At 70.2% G+C, this 13,555-nt stretch carries 14 protein-coding genes and 1 tRNA gene; 8 read left to right on the top strand and 7 right to left on the bottom strand.

The genetic code is table 11. The annotated features are described in order from the left end of the window. Window positions 1–71 precede the first annotated feature (71 nt). On the top strand, window positions 72–749 hold the full coding sequence (locus tag ABD705_RS07905) for a TetR/AcrR family transcriptional regulator (protein ID WP_344782295.1): 678 nt from the start codon (window positions 72–74) through the stop codon (window positions 747–749). Window positions 750–773: 24 nt separating this feature from the next. Continuing rightward, window positions 774–1,955: a M20 metallopeptidase family protein gene (locus tag ABD705_RS07900; protein WP_344782293.1), complete on the top strand. Its 1,182-nt coding sequence runs from the start codon at window positions 774–776 to the stop codon at window positions 1,953–1,955. A 17-nt stretch (window positions 1,956–1,972) separates the two neighbouring features. Here ABD705_RS07900 and ABD705_RS07895 read toward each other — a convergent pair whose 3' ends face one another. Then, window positions 1,973–2,722 carry an SDR family oxidoreductase gene (locus ABD705_RS07895; protein ID WP_344782291.1) on the bottom strand — a complete coding sequence of 250 codons (750 nt, stop codon included), beginning with the start codon at window positions 2,720–2,722 and terminating at the stop codon, window positions 1,973–1,975. A 99-nt stretch (window positions 2,723–2,821) separates the two neighbouring features. Here ABD705_RS07895 and ABD705_RS07890 point away from each other — a divergent pair, with 99 nt between their 5' ends. The 4 genes from ABD705_RS07890 (at window position 2,822) to ABD705_RS07875 (ending at window position 5,569) form a co-directional block, all read left to right on the top strand. Then, entirely contained in the window at window positions 2,822–3,361 is a 540-nt protein-coding gene (locus ABD705_RS07890; protein ID WP_344782289.1) for a hypothetical protein, read from the top strand. A 284-nt stretch (window positions 3,362–3,645) separates the two neighbouring features. Next, window positions 3,646–4,209 carry a hypothetical protein gene (locus ABD705_RS07885; protein ID WP_344782287.1) on the top strand — a complete coding sequence of 188 codons (564 nt, stop codon included), beginning with the start codon at window positions 3,646–3,648 and terminating at the stop codon, window positions 4,207–4,209. A gap of 98 nt (window positions 4,210–4,307) precedes the next feature. After that, window positions 4,308–4,430 carry a hypothetical protein gene (locus ABD705_RS07880; RefSeq protein ID WP_344782285.1) on the top strand — a complete coding sequence of 41 codons (123 nt, stop codon included), beginning with the start codon at window positions 4,308–4,310 and terminating at the stop codon, window positions 4,428–4,430. 95 nt (window positions 4,431–4,525) lie between these two features. Beyond that, the gene (locus ABD705_RS07875) at window positions 4,526–5,569 is read left to right on the top strand and encodes an ATP-dependent DNA ligase (RefSeq protein WP_344782283.1); all 1,044 of its coding nucleotides are present in this window, start codon (window positions 4,526–4,528) and stop codon (window positions 5,567–5,569) included. A 150-nt stretch (window positions 5,570–5,719) separates the two neighbouring features. On the opposite strand, the gene ligD is transcribed toward ABD705_RS07875, so the two are convergent. The 4 genes from ligD to ABD705_RS07855 form a co-directional block, all read right to left on the bottom strand. Then, window positions 5,720–6,745, bottom strand: a complete 1,026-nt coding sequence (ligD, locus tag ABD705_RS07870) for a non-homologous end-joining DNA ligase (RefSeq protein ID WP_344782281.1) — start codon at window positions 6,743–6,745, stop codon at window positions 5,720–5,722. Window positions 6,746–7,117: 372 nt separating this feature from the next. Continuing rightward, window positions 7,118–8,347: an SseB family protein gene (locus tag ABD705_RS07865; RefSeq protein ID WP_344782279.1), complete on the bottom strand. Its 1,230-nt coding sequence runs from the start codon at window positions 8,345–8,347 to the stop codon at window positions 7,118–7,120. Window positions 8,348–8,373: 26 nt separating this feature from the next. Further along, the gene (locus tag ABD705_RS07860; RefSeq protein ID WP_344782277.1) at window positions 8,374–10,803 is read right to left on the bottom strand and encodes an ATP-dependent helicase; all 2,430 of its coding nucleotides are present in this window, start codon (window positions 10,801–10,803) and stop codon (window positions 8,374–8,376) included. A 12-nt stretch (window positions 10,804–10,815) separates the two neighbouring features. Next, a complete protein-coding gene (locus tag ABD705_RS07855; RefSeq protein WP_344782275.1) occupies window positions 10,816–11,814 on the bottom strand; it encodes a hypothetical protein in 999 nt (332 codons plus the stop codon). A gap of 132 nt (window positions 11,815–11,946) precedes the next feature. Between ABD705_RS07855 and ABD705_RS07850 the strand changes: the two genes are divergently transcribed. Further along, entirely contained in the window at window positions 11,947–12,381 is a 435-nt protein-coding gene (locus tag ABD705_RS07850) for a hypothetical protein (protein WP_344782273.1), read from the top strand. A gap of 191 nt (window positions 12,382–12,572) precedes the next feature. Beyond that, window positions 12,573–12,644, top strand: a tRNA-Met gene (locus ABD705_RS07845). A gap of 237 nt (window positions 12,645–12,881) precedes the next feature. On the opposite strand, the gene ABD705_RS07840 is transcribed toward ABD705_RS07845, so the two are convergent. Next, window positions 12,882–13,343 (bottom strand): DUF3237 family protein, encoded by a 462-nt coding sequence (locus ABD705_RS07840; protein WP_344782271.1) that lies wholly within the window; start codon window positions 13,341–13,343, stop codon window positions 12,882–12,884. After that, window positions 13,340–13,510, bottom strand: coding sequence for a hypothetical protein (locus ABD705_RS07835; RefSeq protein ID WP_344782269.1), 171 nt, complete (start codon window positions 13,508–13,510; stop codon window positions 13,340–13,342). Before ABD705_RS07835 ends, ABD705_RS07840 begins: the two co-directional genes overlap by 4 nt. Between the last annotated feature and the right edge of the window lie 45 nt (window positions 13,511–13,555).

Genomic DNA, 13,555 nt, shown 5'->3' with positions numbered 1-13,555 from the left:
CCTCATCCGGTGTTGCCATGGCAGGGACGGCAGTCGTGAACGGATGCCGGTGGCACGACTACGCTCAAGGGATGAGCACGTCCGGGTCGGCCACTCCGCCATACACCGTCGTGATGGCGGCGGCGCTCGACCTGTTCAGCCGGCAGGGCTTCGAGTCCACCTCGGTGGAGCAGATCGCACAGGCGGCCGGGGTGTCGCGCTCGACCTTCTTCCGCCAGTTCGGCGGCAAGGACGACGTCGTCTTCGCCGACCACGAGCTGCTGCTGACGATGCTGCGCGAGTACCTGGCCGCTCCGCACGAGAACCCGTGGGAGGCGGTGCGCGAGTCCTGCCTCAAGGTGTTCCGCCACTTCGCGGCCGACCCCGAGCTGGCCCGCCGCCGCTATGCCGTGGTGCGCCAGGTGCCGGCGCTGCGCGAGCGCGAGATCGTCACGGTGTTCCGCTACGAGCGCCTGTTCGACGAGTACCTGCGCCAGGCGCTGCCGGGGTTGGACCCGATCGACGCGGTGAGCTTCTCGGCGGTCGTGACCTCGATCCACAACCACGTGCTGCGCCGGTTGATCCGCGGGTCGAAGCGGGTGCCGGCTTCCGTGCTGCGCCACGCGCTGGACGACGCGATGCGCAGGTTCGGCGTGCTCGATGAGGATGTCTCCGCGCACGACGACATCGTCGTGGCGGTGTTCCCCCGGCGCATGCCAGTCGCCGAGCTGACCCGCCGGCTGCAGAGCGACCTGCCGGGCGGGTCGTAGGATCGCACCGAGAAGAGGCCGACGATGGACTTCCTGATCGAGGGCGCCGCCCTCCTGCCTGAGCTGCAGACCCTGCGCCGCCAGCTGCATCGTGACCCCGAGATCGGCCTCGACCTGCCGCGCACGCAGCGGCGCGTGCTCGATGCGATCGCCGACCTCGGCCTGGAGATCACGCTGGGCACTCGGACGACTTCGGTGGTCGGCATCCTGCGCGGCGCCCGGCCCGGCCCGGTCGTGCTGCTGCGCGGCGACATGGACGGACTGCCCGTACAGGAGCAGACCGGCCTGGCCTATGCATCCACCAGCGGCGCGATGCACGCGTGCGGGCACGACCTGCACACGACTGCTCTGATCGGTGCGGCACGGCTGCTGGCCGCACACCGGAACGAGCTGCCGGGAACGGTCGTGTTCATGTTCCAGCCCGGCGAGGAAGGGCACGGCGGAGCCGAGATCATGCTCGAAGAGGGCCTGCTCGAGGCCGCCGGGCAGCGTCCGGTCGCCGCGTACGCCGCCCATGTCGCACCAGGGCCGTTCGGCGTGGCCGGCACGCGGCTGGGCCCCCTGATGGCCGGCGCGAACGCCCTGACCATCACGGTGCACGGCCGCGGCGGGCACGGGTCGATGCCGTCCACCGCCGTCGACCCGGTTCCCGCGCTCGCCGAGATCGTCACGGCGCTGCAGGTGATGGCCACCCGCGATTTCGACCCGTTCGATCCGGTCATCATCAGCGTCACGATGCTCGAGGCGGGCAAGGCGCTGAACGTGATCCCCGATGCGGCGAGCCTGCACGCCACGGTGCGGACCCTGTCACACGCATCCTTCGACCTGGTGGCCGACCGCACGAAGCGGCTGGCCGACGGCATCGCCGCCGCGCACGGCTGCACCGCCGAGGTCGAGCTCACCGCCCAGTTCCCGGTGACGGTGAACACCTCCCCCGAGACGGAGCGCACGATCGAGGTGCTGCGGGACCTGCTCGGGCAACAGCGAGTCCTGCTCATGCCGCAGCCGATCATGGGCTCGGAGGACTTCTCGTTCGTGCTGAACGAGGTGCCCGGCACCTTCTTCATGATGATGTGCACACCGCCCGAGATAGATGTGGCGACCGCCGCCTACAACCACTCGCCGTTCGTGGTGTTCGACGACGCGGTCCTCGGGGACCTCGCCGCTGCGCTGGCCCGGCTCGCCTGGGACCGGCTCGGCGCCTGACCCGCCGCGGCGCGGGATCAGCTGAGCGGGCGGATCGACGCGCCGCCGTCGATCAGCAGCGTCTGCCCGGTCATCCACGCCGCGTCGTCCGAGAGCAGAAAGGCGACCGGCCCGGCCACGTCGCCCGGCTCGCCGAGTCGCCGCAGCGGATAGTGAGCGGATGCCTCGGCCTCGTGCCCTTCGTAGAGGGCGCGCGCGAACCGGGTCTTGACCACCGCCGGAGCGACCGCGTTGACCCGCAGCCCGGGGGCGAGTTCGCCGGCGAGCTGGACGGTGAGGTTTATCAGGCCGGCCTTCGAGATGCCGTACAGGCCGATGCCCGGGCTGGCCGAGACGCCGGCGATCGAGGCGATGTTGACGATCGATCGGGTCAGGCCCGCCGCGACGGCGGCGCGCACCCACGCCAGTGCGGCGAGCACGTTGACCTCGAAGATCTTGCGAGCCGCGTCGGCATCCACGTTCAGCAGCGGGCCGAACGCCGGGTTGATGCCGGCGTTGTTGACGAGGTGGTCGATGTGGCCGTGGCGCCCCGCGATGTGCGCGAAGACCGCGGCGCGATGGTCGGGATCGTCGGCGGCGCCGGCGACGGCGGATGCCTGTGGGCCGAGGTCCTTCGCCGCCTGTTCGAGGGCGTCCTGGTGTCGACCGGTGATGACGACGCCGGCGCCCTCGGCGATCAGACGCTGGGCGATCGCATAGCCGATGCCCCGGCTCGCACCCGTGATGAGTGCGACCCGCCCCTCGAACCTGCGCAAGCTGCTGTTCATCGTGCTGCCATGTTATTCGCGTTGCCGCACGGGTCGCTCCCCGCGAATGCCTGTGGACAACTCTCGGGGCCTCGGCCGCGGAATAGGTAGCTTAGGCGTGTGTCTCCTCGTCGAATCGCCGTCGCGCTGATCGCCGCGTGCGCTGTCGCCGTCCTCACCGGCTGCGCACCCGCCGCGCACGCACCGACGCAGACCCCGACCCCGACGTTCACCAGCGAAGCGCAGGCGTTCCAGGCCGCGGAGGAGACGTATCGGGCCTATGTCGATGCGCTCAACCATGTCGATACGCGTCGGCCCGCGACTTTCGAAGATGTCTACAAATGGGCGACGGGAACGGCTAAAGCGAGCGACAAGAAAGTCCTCACTGGTTACCATTCATCTGGTACCCGCATTTCTGGGGAGTCCGTAGTCACGGTCGTCATACCAGCCTCAACCTCGGCGCCGTTTTCATCGGTCGAGTTGGCAGCCTGTCTTGATGTCTCGGCAATTCAGCTCTTGGACCCAAGCGGGAAGTCTGTGGTGAACCCCGAGCGCCCAGAAATCCAAAGCATCTCGGTCACCCTGGACCGTTCGTCCAGTTCTCGTACAGGCCTCCTCGTATCCAACATATTCGCTAGAGAAGGCGCACCGTCATGTTGAGCAAGGTGCTGGCAATGGCCGCCATCTTGCTCACCACGCTCGGCGCTTCGACTCCACCTCCGCCCTCAGGTGGAGGTGGGGGTGCCGGACTCTTTGGAGAATCCGCCAAAGCGAGGACCTCGGATAATCAGGTCGTCGTCACAGGTAACAAGCACATTTCTGCACTCAGCTCAGCTCCGCAGACAAGTCATCGCGATCAAGCGATTGACCTAGATGCAACCGACACGCGTAGATCCAACACCCCACCCCCTCCCGCGGCAATAGACCGCACCGCGGTGGACTGCGTGTCGCCGACGGTCGCGTGCGCGGGCGGCGTGACGCCGTCGCCGAAGCCCTCCCCCACCCCGACGCAACGGACGATCCCCGCGATCACGCTGACCGACCTGGTGTCGTTCCGGCCGGCGCCACCCCGGCTCGCCAGCGAGCCCGACGGCATCGGGGTGGCCGGACTCCCCCTGAACCTCGTCGCGACGACCAGCATGCAGCGGCTCACCGGCACGCTGTTCGACTTTCCCGTCACGGTGCGTTTCGCGCCGCACCACTACGACTGGCACTATGGCGACGGGGCCACCCAGACCACTGCCGGCGGCGGCGCAACATGGGCGGCGACGGGCGATCCGCAGTTCACGCCGACCCCGACCAGCCACACCTATACACAGCGCGGCACCTACACGGCATCCGTCACCGTCTTCTACGCCCCCGACGTCAATTTCGGCGACGGCATCTGGCGCCCGGTCGCCGGATATGTCACCGCGACGAGCACGACGCAGAGCATCCGCATCCTCGAAGCGCGCACTGCGCTGGTGGCGCACACCTGCGTCGAAGACCCGGCCGGGCCAGGCTGCTGAATCGGCGTCATCCGGCAGTATCGGAATGCGGCACAAGGTGTCACCACCGCTACCGCCGCCACGTCGCGGACCTCACCCGGGCCGCCGAAGCGAGCCGGGTGGCTCGCGAGGCCATCGCCAGCGGGGCTCAGGTGGACGCCCCGCATCGCCTGGCCCTGGGCAGCCGGCTGCGCCGGCTCTTCACCATCCCCACCCACCCGCGCGCCGGGATCGTCCGCTGAGCAGAGCCGGCCGCACCCGTCCGGCACCCGCAACGCGGGCCACCCGCCGAAGCGGTCCTCTATCGCAGCGGCGCGCGGCACGGCACGATGGACTCATGCCGCATGACATCCCCGCACCGATGCTCGCCGCGTCGGTTCCCGACCTCCCCGCACCCGACAGCGTGCCCGGCGGGCTGAGCTACGAACCGAAGTGGGACGGATTCCGCGGCCTCATCTCGTGGGATGGCGACACCGTCGAGATCGGCAGCCGCGGTGCGAAGCCGCTGACCCGCTACTTTCCCGAACTGGTCGAGGCCATCTCCGCCCAGCTGCCCGAACCGTGCCTGCTCGATGGCGAGATCGCGGTGCCCACCGGTGCCCCGGGCGCGCAGCGCCTCGATTGGGAGGCCCTGAGCCAGCGCATCCACCCTGCCGCCTCACGCGTGGCCCGGCTGTCGGCCGAGACCCCCGCGATCTTCATCGCCTACGACCTGCTCGCCGACGGCGAGGGCGACCTGCAGGGCGAGCCGTTCGAGGTGCGCCGTGCCCGGCTGGAGCGACTGGTCGGCGGGCTGGGGCATCCCCTCCACCTCACCCGCACGACGCGCGACGCCGATCTCGCACAGCGCTGGCTCGCCGAATTCGAGGGCGCCGGGCTCGACGGGGTCGTCGCCAAGCGGCTCGCCGGGGCGTACACGCCGAACAAGCGCACCATGTTCAAGGTCAAGCACGCCCGCACGGCCGACGTCGTCGCCCTCGGCTACCGGGTGCACAAGTCGGGCACCGGCCTCGGCTCGCTGCTGCTGGGTCTGTACGACGCGGACGGGCAGCTGCGCAACGTCGGTGCGGTATCAGCGTTCAGCAACGCACGCCGCGTCGAGCTCATCGACGAGCTCGACCCGCTGGTGGCGCGGGATGCCGACGGCCAGGCCCTCTCTGATGAAACGGAGCGCTCGCGATTCTCGGCGGGCAAGGACACCCGCTTCGTGCGGCTGCGCCCGGAGCGGGTGCTCGAGGTGCGCTACGACCAGCTCGAGGGCGCGCGCTTCCGCCACACCGTGCAGTTCGAACGCTGGCGCCCCGACCGCGACCCGGCCTCGTGCCGCTTCGACCAGCTCGAGGTCGTGTCGGCGTTCGACGTCGGTCGCGTGCTCGCGTAGCGCGGCTGCCCGGCGCACCGTGGCTCGGCGGCGAGCGGGCTCAGTCCCCCCGAGGATCCACCTCCGGCGCGATACAGCGGGATCGGCATCCGCATCAGCCGGGGCGCCTGCAGCGGCCGCACGATGGCGCGGTCGGCCAGGCTCGCTCGATCAGTCGCCGGCCGCCTTCGCGCGGCTGGGCTGCACCCGCGGCGGCTCACCGGCCATCTTCGGGAACTCCGGTGGGAACGGCAGCTCGCCCAGGCCCTCGTCGAGGTCGCGCTGCCACCACTGCAGCAGCGTGTCGATGCGACCGGGCTTCGCGTGGAAGGTCGCCCACGGGTCGCCGGTCTCGGCCAGGCGCTGCGGGGTCGTGCGCACCGTGAACGCTGCGGGGTCGAGGGTGGCCAGTTCGTCCCACGTCACCGGAGTCGACACGGTGGCCGCGGGCAGCGCCCGCGGGCTGTACGCGCCGGCCATGGTCCGGTCGCGATTGGCCTGGTTGAAGTCGATGAAGATGCGCTGGCCGCGCTCCTCCTTCCACCAGTTCATCGTGACCTGCTCCGGCATCCGCCGCGCCAGTTCGCGCCCTGCCGCGATCACCGCATGTCGCACGTCGAGGAACTCGTGAGTGGGTTCGATCGGGCAGAACACGTGCAGGCCGCGGCTGCCGCTGGTCTTGATCCAGGCATCCAGCCCGGCCTCGGCCAGCACGTCGCGCAGCGCCGGGGCGACGGCCGCCGCGTCGGCGAAGTCGGTGCCCGGTTGCGGGTCGAGGTCGATGCGCAGTTCGACCGGGCGATCGGTGTCGGTCGCGAGCGAGGCCCACGGATGGAACACGACGGTGTTCATCTGTGCCGCCCAGACGGCCGCGGCGATCTCGGTGAGCACGAGCTGCGGATGCCGCCGCCCGCTGTTGTAGGTCACCGTGACCTGGTCGACGTAGTCCGGTGCGCCCTTGGGCGGGTTCTTCGAGAAGAAGCTCTCGCCATCGATTCCGCCGGGGAAGCGCTGCAGCGACACCGGCCGGTTGCCGTTGGCGGCCAGGAACGGGTCGGCGACGGCGATCAGATATTCGGCGAGCTCGCGCTTGGTGATGCCGACCTCGGGCCAGATCACCCGGCTCGGGCTGGAGAGCCCGATCTCGCGGTCGCCGTCGGGACCGGGAACGACCAGCGTGATCCGCTCGGATGCCATGGCCCCAGGCTACGGGGCAACCCCGCGGCGGCGGAAGGGCCGATGATGGGTGGGTCCGCGTACCGCGGCGGGCCGGTGCCGGACTGGCGCCGGGCAGAACTCCTCAAATCCGGGCCGCAAACGGCTGAAGACCGCCCCTTCAGAGGTGCCGGGCTCCGTTTTGGAGGAGTTCTGCCCGCCGACGGACGGAGGCCTGCCCACCGACGGGCGGCGGAATTCAACCCCCGGCGTCAGTCAAGCCGGCCACGCGCGGGCAGAACTCCTCTAATCCGGGCCGCAAACGGCTGAAGACCGCCCTTTCAGAGGTGCCGGGCTCCGTTTTGGAGGAGTTCTGCCCGCCGACGGACGGAGACTGTCCGAGGCCGGAGACGCTCAGGCCTCGGGGTCGACTGCCTCGTCAGAGTCCGCAGCACCGCCGTCGCCGTCGCCTTCGTCCTCGATCTGCTCGTCGGGCTCCGGCTCGGGCAGCGCCAGCACCGGCGCGAGGTCTGCGCGGTCCAGGCGGATCCACGGGCCGGCCGGATCCACGACGACGCCGTTGATGCCCTCGTCGCCGCGCAGCGCGGAACCCAGCTGGGCGGCAGTAAACGGCATCGGCCGGTCGCCGCGACCGAGGGCTACGACCTCGAGCGGGTGCGAGAAGATCGGCAGCACCCGGTCGCCGACGTCGGTGCGCGACTCTGCCACACCCCAGTCGGCTTCTTCGGACTCGCGGTTCACGGCGATCCACAGCGGCGCCGCAGTCAGCGCCTCTGCGACGGCCGCCGCCGTCTCGGATGTGCGCGGACCGACGACCAGCTGCTTGAGCACGAGCGCCGGATCCATCTCGGCGAAGATGCGCTCGATGAGCACGCGCGGCAGCACCACGGCCGCCGGCGCCGACGCATGATCGACGATCACGCCGGCGAAGTTGTTCTGCAGCGCATACTGCAGCGCGGCGGGGGCGGGCTGCCCCATCGCCGAAGTCTCGGTGTCGCCATCGGCCTTGACCGCCGCAGCGAGCGCCTCGCCCGAGCTGTACACCAGCACGAACTGGCCGTCGTCGCGGTTCGCGATCGCCAGCGGCAGCTCGGCACCGGCATCCATCAGCTCCTGCGCGTTGCCCTGCACCCGCAGATAGACGTTGCCCTGCAGCAGCTGCCGGGCGACGTTGAGCACCTCGTGCCCCTCGGGCGATTCGGCCAGCACGTTCAGCGCGCTGCGCAGCACGACGTTGTCGGGCAGGCCGGGGATCGTCTCGACCGGCTCGGGCGCCTCGCCGGTGGGTGCGGGGGCTGCCGTGGCCGGCACCGCGCCGAAGCCGCTGTAAGAGGTGGTCGAGATGGTGACGGCGGGGGCTTCCTCGTCGACGGATGCCGCAGCGGTGGCCTCGGCCGCGGCGGCATCGCCCGCAGCGGGTGCCTGCGCGGCGGCATCGCCCGCAGCGGGTGCCTGCGCGGCGGCGTCATCAGCAGCAGCGGGTGCCTGCGCGGCGGCCTCCGACACCGCGCCGGAAACGTCGGCAGCACCCGGCGATTGCGTGGCACCCTCCGCCACGTCTGCCTCGGTGGGCGGCTGGGCTGAGGAGTCGCCTGCCTTCGGACCGCGTGAGAAAAGCGCCATTACGCAAGCCTAACCGGCCCGGCCGGTCACAGCTTTTCGATGGGTGCGATCTTGATGAGAAGCTTCTTGACCGCACCATTGTCGAAGCGCACGTGCGCGATGCGCTTCGCACCTTCGCCGGTGACCGCGTCGATGCGGCCCTCACCGAAGTCGTCGTGCCGGATGCGGTCGCCGGTCGCCAGCTGCATGTCGCCATTGTCGCGCACCTTCGCGGGGATGCGATTGGCGAACCTCTCCAGCGATGTCGACTTCGGCATCAGCGGCGGCGGGTCATCGGTGCGGCGCGACCCCCAGCCGCCGGGACGGCGGGCATTCAGCGCGCGCGACTGCGTGCCGCCGCGCGAGTTGACGTCGCCCGGCGACTGCCGCCAGTCGACGAGCTCGGGCGGCACCTCCTGCAGAAAGCGGCTGGGCATCGCCACCGAGACCTCGCCGAACTGCGCGCGGGTCATCGCCAGCGTCAGGTACAGCCGCTTGCGGGCCCGGGTCACCCCGACATAGAACAGGCGTCGCTCCTCGGCCGGTCCGCCGGGCTCGCCCGCCGAGATGCGGTGCGGAATGAGATCTTCTTCGACACCCGTGATGAACACGGCGTCGTACTCCAACCCCTTGGCGGTGTGCAGGGTCATCATCGACACCGTGCCGGACTCGTCATCCAGGCCGTCGGCGTCCGAGACCAGCGCCACCTCGGTGAGGAAGTCCAGGAGGGTGCCCTCGGGATTGTTGCGCGCGAACTCGCGCGAGACCGCGACCAGCTCGTCGAGGTTCTCGAGCCGGGCTTCGTCTTGCGCATCGCGGCTGGCGCGCAGCGCGTCTCGGTAGCCGCTCCCCGCCAGCAGCAGCGCGAGCCCATCACCGACCGCCGACGGCGGCGCGAGTTCGCCCGATGCCGGCAGCATCAGCTCGGATGCCTCGGTCAGCACCGCGTCCAATCGGCCGATCGCAACCTGCAGCTTGGGTCCGAGGCCCATTTCGGCGCCGAAGCCGAGGGCATCGCGGAAGGTCAGGCCCTGCGCCGCCGCGTACCGCGCGATCGACTCGACCGTGACATCGCCGATGCCGCGCTTGGGCCGGTTGACGATGCGGCGCAGCGCCATCTCGTCGGCCGGATTGGCGACCGCGGTCAGGTAGGCGAGGGCGTCCTTGATCTCGGCGCGCTCGTAGAACCGGGTGCCGCCCATGATCTTGTAGGGCACCGCCGAGCGGATGAAGATCTCTTCCAGCGCACGGGACTGCGAGTTGGTGCGGTAGAACACCGCCATCTGCGCATAGTCGATGCCGGTGCGCCGCAGCGCCTCGACCTCGTCGGCCACGAACTGTGCTTCATCGTGCTGCGAGTAGCCGGTGAACCCGACGATCTTCTCCCCCGCGCCGACGTCGGTCCACAGCCGCTTGTCCTTGCGGTCGAAATTGTGCCCGATCACGGCGTTGGCGGCGGAGAGGATGTTCTGCGTCGACCGGTAGTTCTGCTCGAGCAGCACCACCTTCGCCCCCGGGTAGTCGCGCTCGAACTCGGTGATGTTGCGGATGTCCGCACCGCGGAACGCGTAGATCGACTGGTCGGAGTCGCCGACGACGGTGAGGGAGGCGCCGGGCAGTTCGGGTGCCTGCTCGGGTTCGAAGATCATCATGCCGCCCGCGGCATATGGTTCGGCGGCCTTGCCGACAATCGGCCGGGTCAGTTCGCGGATGAGCGCATACTGCGCGTGGTTGGTGTCTTGATACTCGTCGACGAGGATGTGCCGGAACCGGCGTCGGTACACGTCGGCGATGTGCGGGAACGCCCGGAACAGATACACCGTCTGCCCGATCAGGTCGTCGAAATCGAACGCGTTGGCCTTGCGCAGCGCACGCTGATAGTCGCCGAACACCTCGACGAACTTGCGCTCGGCGGGGTCGGACATGTTGGCCTGCCGGGCATACCCCTCGGCATCGGACAGCTCGTTCTTCAACTTCGAGATGCGACTCTGCACGGCGCCCGGCGTCAGGCCGAAGGCATCCGCCTCATGGTCCTTCACCAGCCGTTTGAGCAGTGCACGCGAATCGCCGGAATCGTAGATGGTGAACGACTTCGTGAACCCGAACTGCTCGGCCTCGCGACGCAGGATGCGCACGCACGCGGAGTGGAACGTCGAGATCCACATGCCCTGCGCATGCTGGCCGACCAGCTGCCCGACGCGCTCGCGCATCTCGCCGGCAGCCTTGTTCGTGAACGTGATGGCCAGGATCTGGCTGGGCCACGCCTCACGGCCGCGCAGCAGCGAGGCGATCCGGTGCGTGAGCACCCGGGTCTTGCCCGAACCGGCACCCGCGACGATCAGCAGCGCCTGGCCGCGATAGACGACGGCTTCACGCTGCGGCGGGTTCAAGCCCGCGAGCAGGTCTTCGTCGGGTCGGCCGTCACCGTGGGGGCCGGAAGCCCCACCGACGATCAGGGGTGCGGGAGCATCGGTCATGGCCCTTCGAGTCTAGGCGTCGCTGCCGACACGCGCCGTCAGCTGCCGCAGTGCCGCCCACCGCACCGCCAGGGATGCCCCGGCCAGCAGGATCACCAGTCCGATGCCGGCGGCCCACCAGACCGCGTCATCGGGGATGCGCAGCCGCAGCGTGATGCTCAGGATCCGCGCGAGCCCCCACGGCATCAGCCCGCTGCGGTCATCCCAGACCGTCAGGGCGCGTTCCAGCCCGACCGCGCCGATATAGGCCGCCGGCACCGCGATGCCCGCGCCGATCGCGCACAGCGTCGCACCGACCGCGCGACGCGGGCCGAGCTGGGCGAACAGTGACCATGCCGCGCACAAGAACAGCCAGCAGAACACGGCGAAGGCGACCGTCAGGTAGGCACCGCGCGCGACCCGCAGCTCCCAGAACGCGTACCAGTAGCCGCCCGGCCCAGCCGGCGACAGGGCGATCAGGGTCAGCACGCAGCGCAGCACGATCACGCCGCCGACGGCGGCCATCACCGGCCACGGCGAGCGCCGGCGCACGACGATGCGCAGCGCCAGGGCGAACACCGTCCAGGCGCCGATCACCGCCAGCAGCCGTATCCAGCCGACGAACGAGCTCTGCACGGCCCGCGTGGCGATCAGCAGCGCGACCGGCACCAGGAACAGCAGCCAGCGGTCGAGGGTCAGCATGCCGAGCGTGGACTCGCGGGCGCGCCACGGCCGCGTCGCGGCCAGCCAGGTGGCACGCGCGGCGGCCGCACCGGGGCGGCGCACCAGGCTCGTGCGGGCGGACAGGATGCCGATCAGCACCCACGCCACCGACAGCACCAGCAGGACCCGCGCGAGCCATGCCAGCTGCATGTCGGCGGCGGTGATCACCGGCTCGCCGGGCTGGGCCGGGCTCGGCAGCGCGTGCGTGTTGATGGCCTGGGCGAGAAGCATGGAGGCGCCGACACCGAGTGCCAGCAGCAGCACGGACAGCCCGACGGCGATGATGCCCCGCCGCTCCGCCATCGCCATGACTTGATTTTAGGGGCCGGAGCAGGCGGAATTTTACCGATTCACCCAGCCGTGATCCAGACCCCGCGGCTATCGTGTCGGATATCCGGCACGGACACCGTCGCACGGCCGGCACGGAGGCAGAGGAGCAGGATGCCCGCACGCATCGCCGCGGTCGCCGCGGGGCTTCTGCTGCTGGCGCTCACCGGCTGTGCGGGGACCGCGACGACGGCGCCCTCGGGCCCGGCATCCGACCAGGCGCACCCACCGGCCGCGAGCATGTCCCCCGCGCCGCTGACTCCGAGCGGCAGCCCCGTCGATGTGCCGCAGGCCCGCTGGAACGCTATCGCACAAGACCTGTCGGCCCGCGGTGTCGCGGGAACTCCGACCCTGGTGTCATCGGTTGCCGTGACCTGGAACAGCGGCGCGCTCGGCTGCCCGCAGCCCGGCATGTCGTACACGCAGGAGACCGTGCCCGGGATGCGGATCGTCGTCGCCGTCGCCGGTGTGCAGTACGACTATCGGTTCGGTCGCTCCGACACGCCGGTGCTGTGCCCGGGTGCGCTGCGGCCGAGCACGAGGCCGTAGCGCGCAAGCCGACAGGGGATGCGCGCGGACCCCGGGCGTGGCCGAACCAGCCGTCGCAAAACGCGGTTCAGGATGTCATCGCCGGTCATCCGGCGTCATCGCCGGTCATCCGGCGTCATCCATCGTCATGCCCGGTCACGTGCGTTCACCGACGGCGCCGATGTCGGCCGCCTCGCCTAGCGTGGAATCACCGCGACGATCCGGGTGGCCCGGGCGCCGGCTCATAACCGGTCGTGCAGTGGGTTCGACTCCCGCCGTCGCGTCGATGCCCGACTTCGGTCCGAGGCACGCGTCCGAATCGCGTCGAGAACGCACAAAATGCGCACCCCGCCGTCGTGCGGCGCAGTTTGCGCATTCTCGACGGATAACGATGACGAGGGACCCGCGGGAAGTGGCACCACCCCGCACGCATCCGGCCACGATCCCACCGGCTGACCGTGGCACTCCCATGGTCCCGCGCTCACAACCGCCGTCGCGTCGGCACCCCGCCGGATCCGGCCTCAGGTCACCCGGTAGGCGACGTAGCGCACCCGGTTGGCCTCGCGGATGTACGACGCGATGTACAGCGAACGCTCGAACTCCGGGTGGGCGGCCGACTCCAGGGTGACGACCGCACGGAAGTAGTAGTCGGCGGGGTCGACATCCACGCCGCGCAGCAGCGCCTCGAGCACCTCGGGGTCGCCGCTGCGCACCCCGACGGCGCGCACGTACAGCAGCGAACCGTCCGTGCCCCGCGCGCTGTAGCGCCCGTCGATCTCGATCGAGCCGTCGGCGCGCACGACCTGCCAGTCCGCGCCGCCGGGCAGGATCTCGCCCTCGAACATGCCGGTGACGCGGCCCCCGATGACGGGGATGATGCGGCGATGACCGGCCCGCGTCATGCCGTGGTCTTCGAGGGGGCCGAGATCGGCGACGACCTCGAAGACGGGTTCGAGCGCCGGCACCGGCGGATTCTGAGTCATGCGCGCTGCCCTTCTGCGGTCCACACAGGCAGCACGATACGCGACGCGTCGGGTCCGTGCGAGATCTCCTGGTGCGCGACGACGGTGGATGCCGTGTCGAACGCGGGCTCGCCGGCGCTCAGCAGCACGTCGAAGGCCCGGGTCAGCTTCGGGTCGGGCAGCATCATCGCCAGGATCGACGGTCCGGGATCTGCGGAAAATCAACGGAGGCG

Origin of the sequence: Microbacterium kribbense, from assembly GCF_039537285.1 — a bacterium.
Lineage (GTDB): Bacteria > Actinomycetota > Actinomycetes > Actinomycetales > Microbacteriaceae > Microbacterium > Microbacterium kribbense.
This window is presented reverse-complemented; position numbering and strand designations above follow the sequence as displayed.

What these genes read in the sequence shown, in the direction of transcription:
- ABD705_RS07905 (WP_344782295.1), top strand. Translation starts at nt 72, where the DNA reads ATGAGCACGTCCGGGTCGGCCACTCCGCCATACACCGTCGTGATGGCG.
- ABD705_RS07900 (WP_344782293.1), top strand. Translation starts at nt 774, where the DNA reads ATGGACTTCCTGATCGAGGGCGCCGCCCTCCTGCCTGAGCTGCAGACC.
- ABD705_RS07855 (WP_344782275.1), bottom strand. Translation starts at nt 11,814, where the DNA reads ATGGCGATGGCGGAGCGGCGGGGCATCATCGCCGTCGGGCTGTCCGTG.
- ABD705_RS07835 (WP_344782269.1), bottom strand. Translation starts at nt 13,510, where the DNA reads ATGATGCTGCCCGACCCGAAGCTGACCCGGGCCTTCGACGTGCTGCTG.
- ABD705_RS07875 (WP_344782283.1), top strand. Translation starts at nt 4,526, where the DNA reads ATGCCGCATGACATCCCCGCACCGATGCTCGCCGCGTCGGTTCCCGAC.
- ABD705_RS07865 (WP_344782279.1), bottom strand. Translation starts at nt 8,347, where the DNA reads ATGGCGCTTTTCTCACGCGGTCCGAAGGCAGGCGACTCCTCAGCCCAG.
- ABD705_RS07895 (WP_344782291.1), bottom strand. Translation starts at nt 2,722, where the DNA reads ATGAACAGCAGCTTGCGCAGGTTCGAGGGGCGGGTCGCACTCATCACG.
- ABD705_RS07840 (WP_344782271.1), bottom strand. Translation starts at nt 13,343, where the DNA reads ATGACTCAGAATCCGCCGGTGCCGGCGCTCGAACCCGTCTTCGAGGTC.
- ligD (WP_344782281.1), bottom strand. Translation starts at nt 6,745, where the DNA reads ATGGCATCCGAGCGGATCACGCTGGTCGTTCCCGGTCCCGACGGCGAC.
- ABD705_RS07860 (WP_344782277.1), bottom strand. Translation starts at nt 10,803, where the DNA reads ATGACCGATGCTCCCGCACCCCTGATCGTCGGTGGGGCTTCCGGCCCC.
- ABD705_RS07850 (WP_344782273.1), top strand. Translation starts at nt 11,947, where the DNA reads ATGCCCGCACGCATCGCCGCGGTCGCCGCGGGGCTTCTGCTGCTGGCG.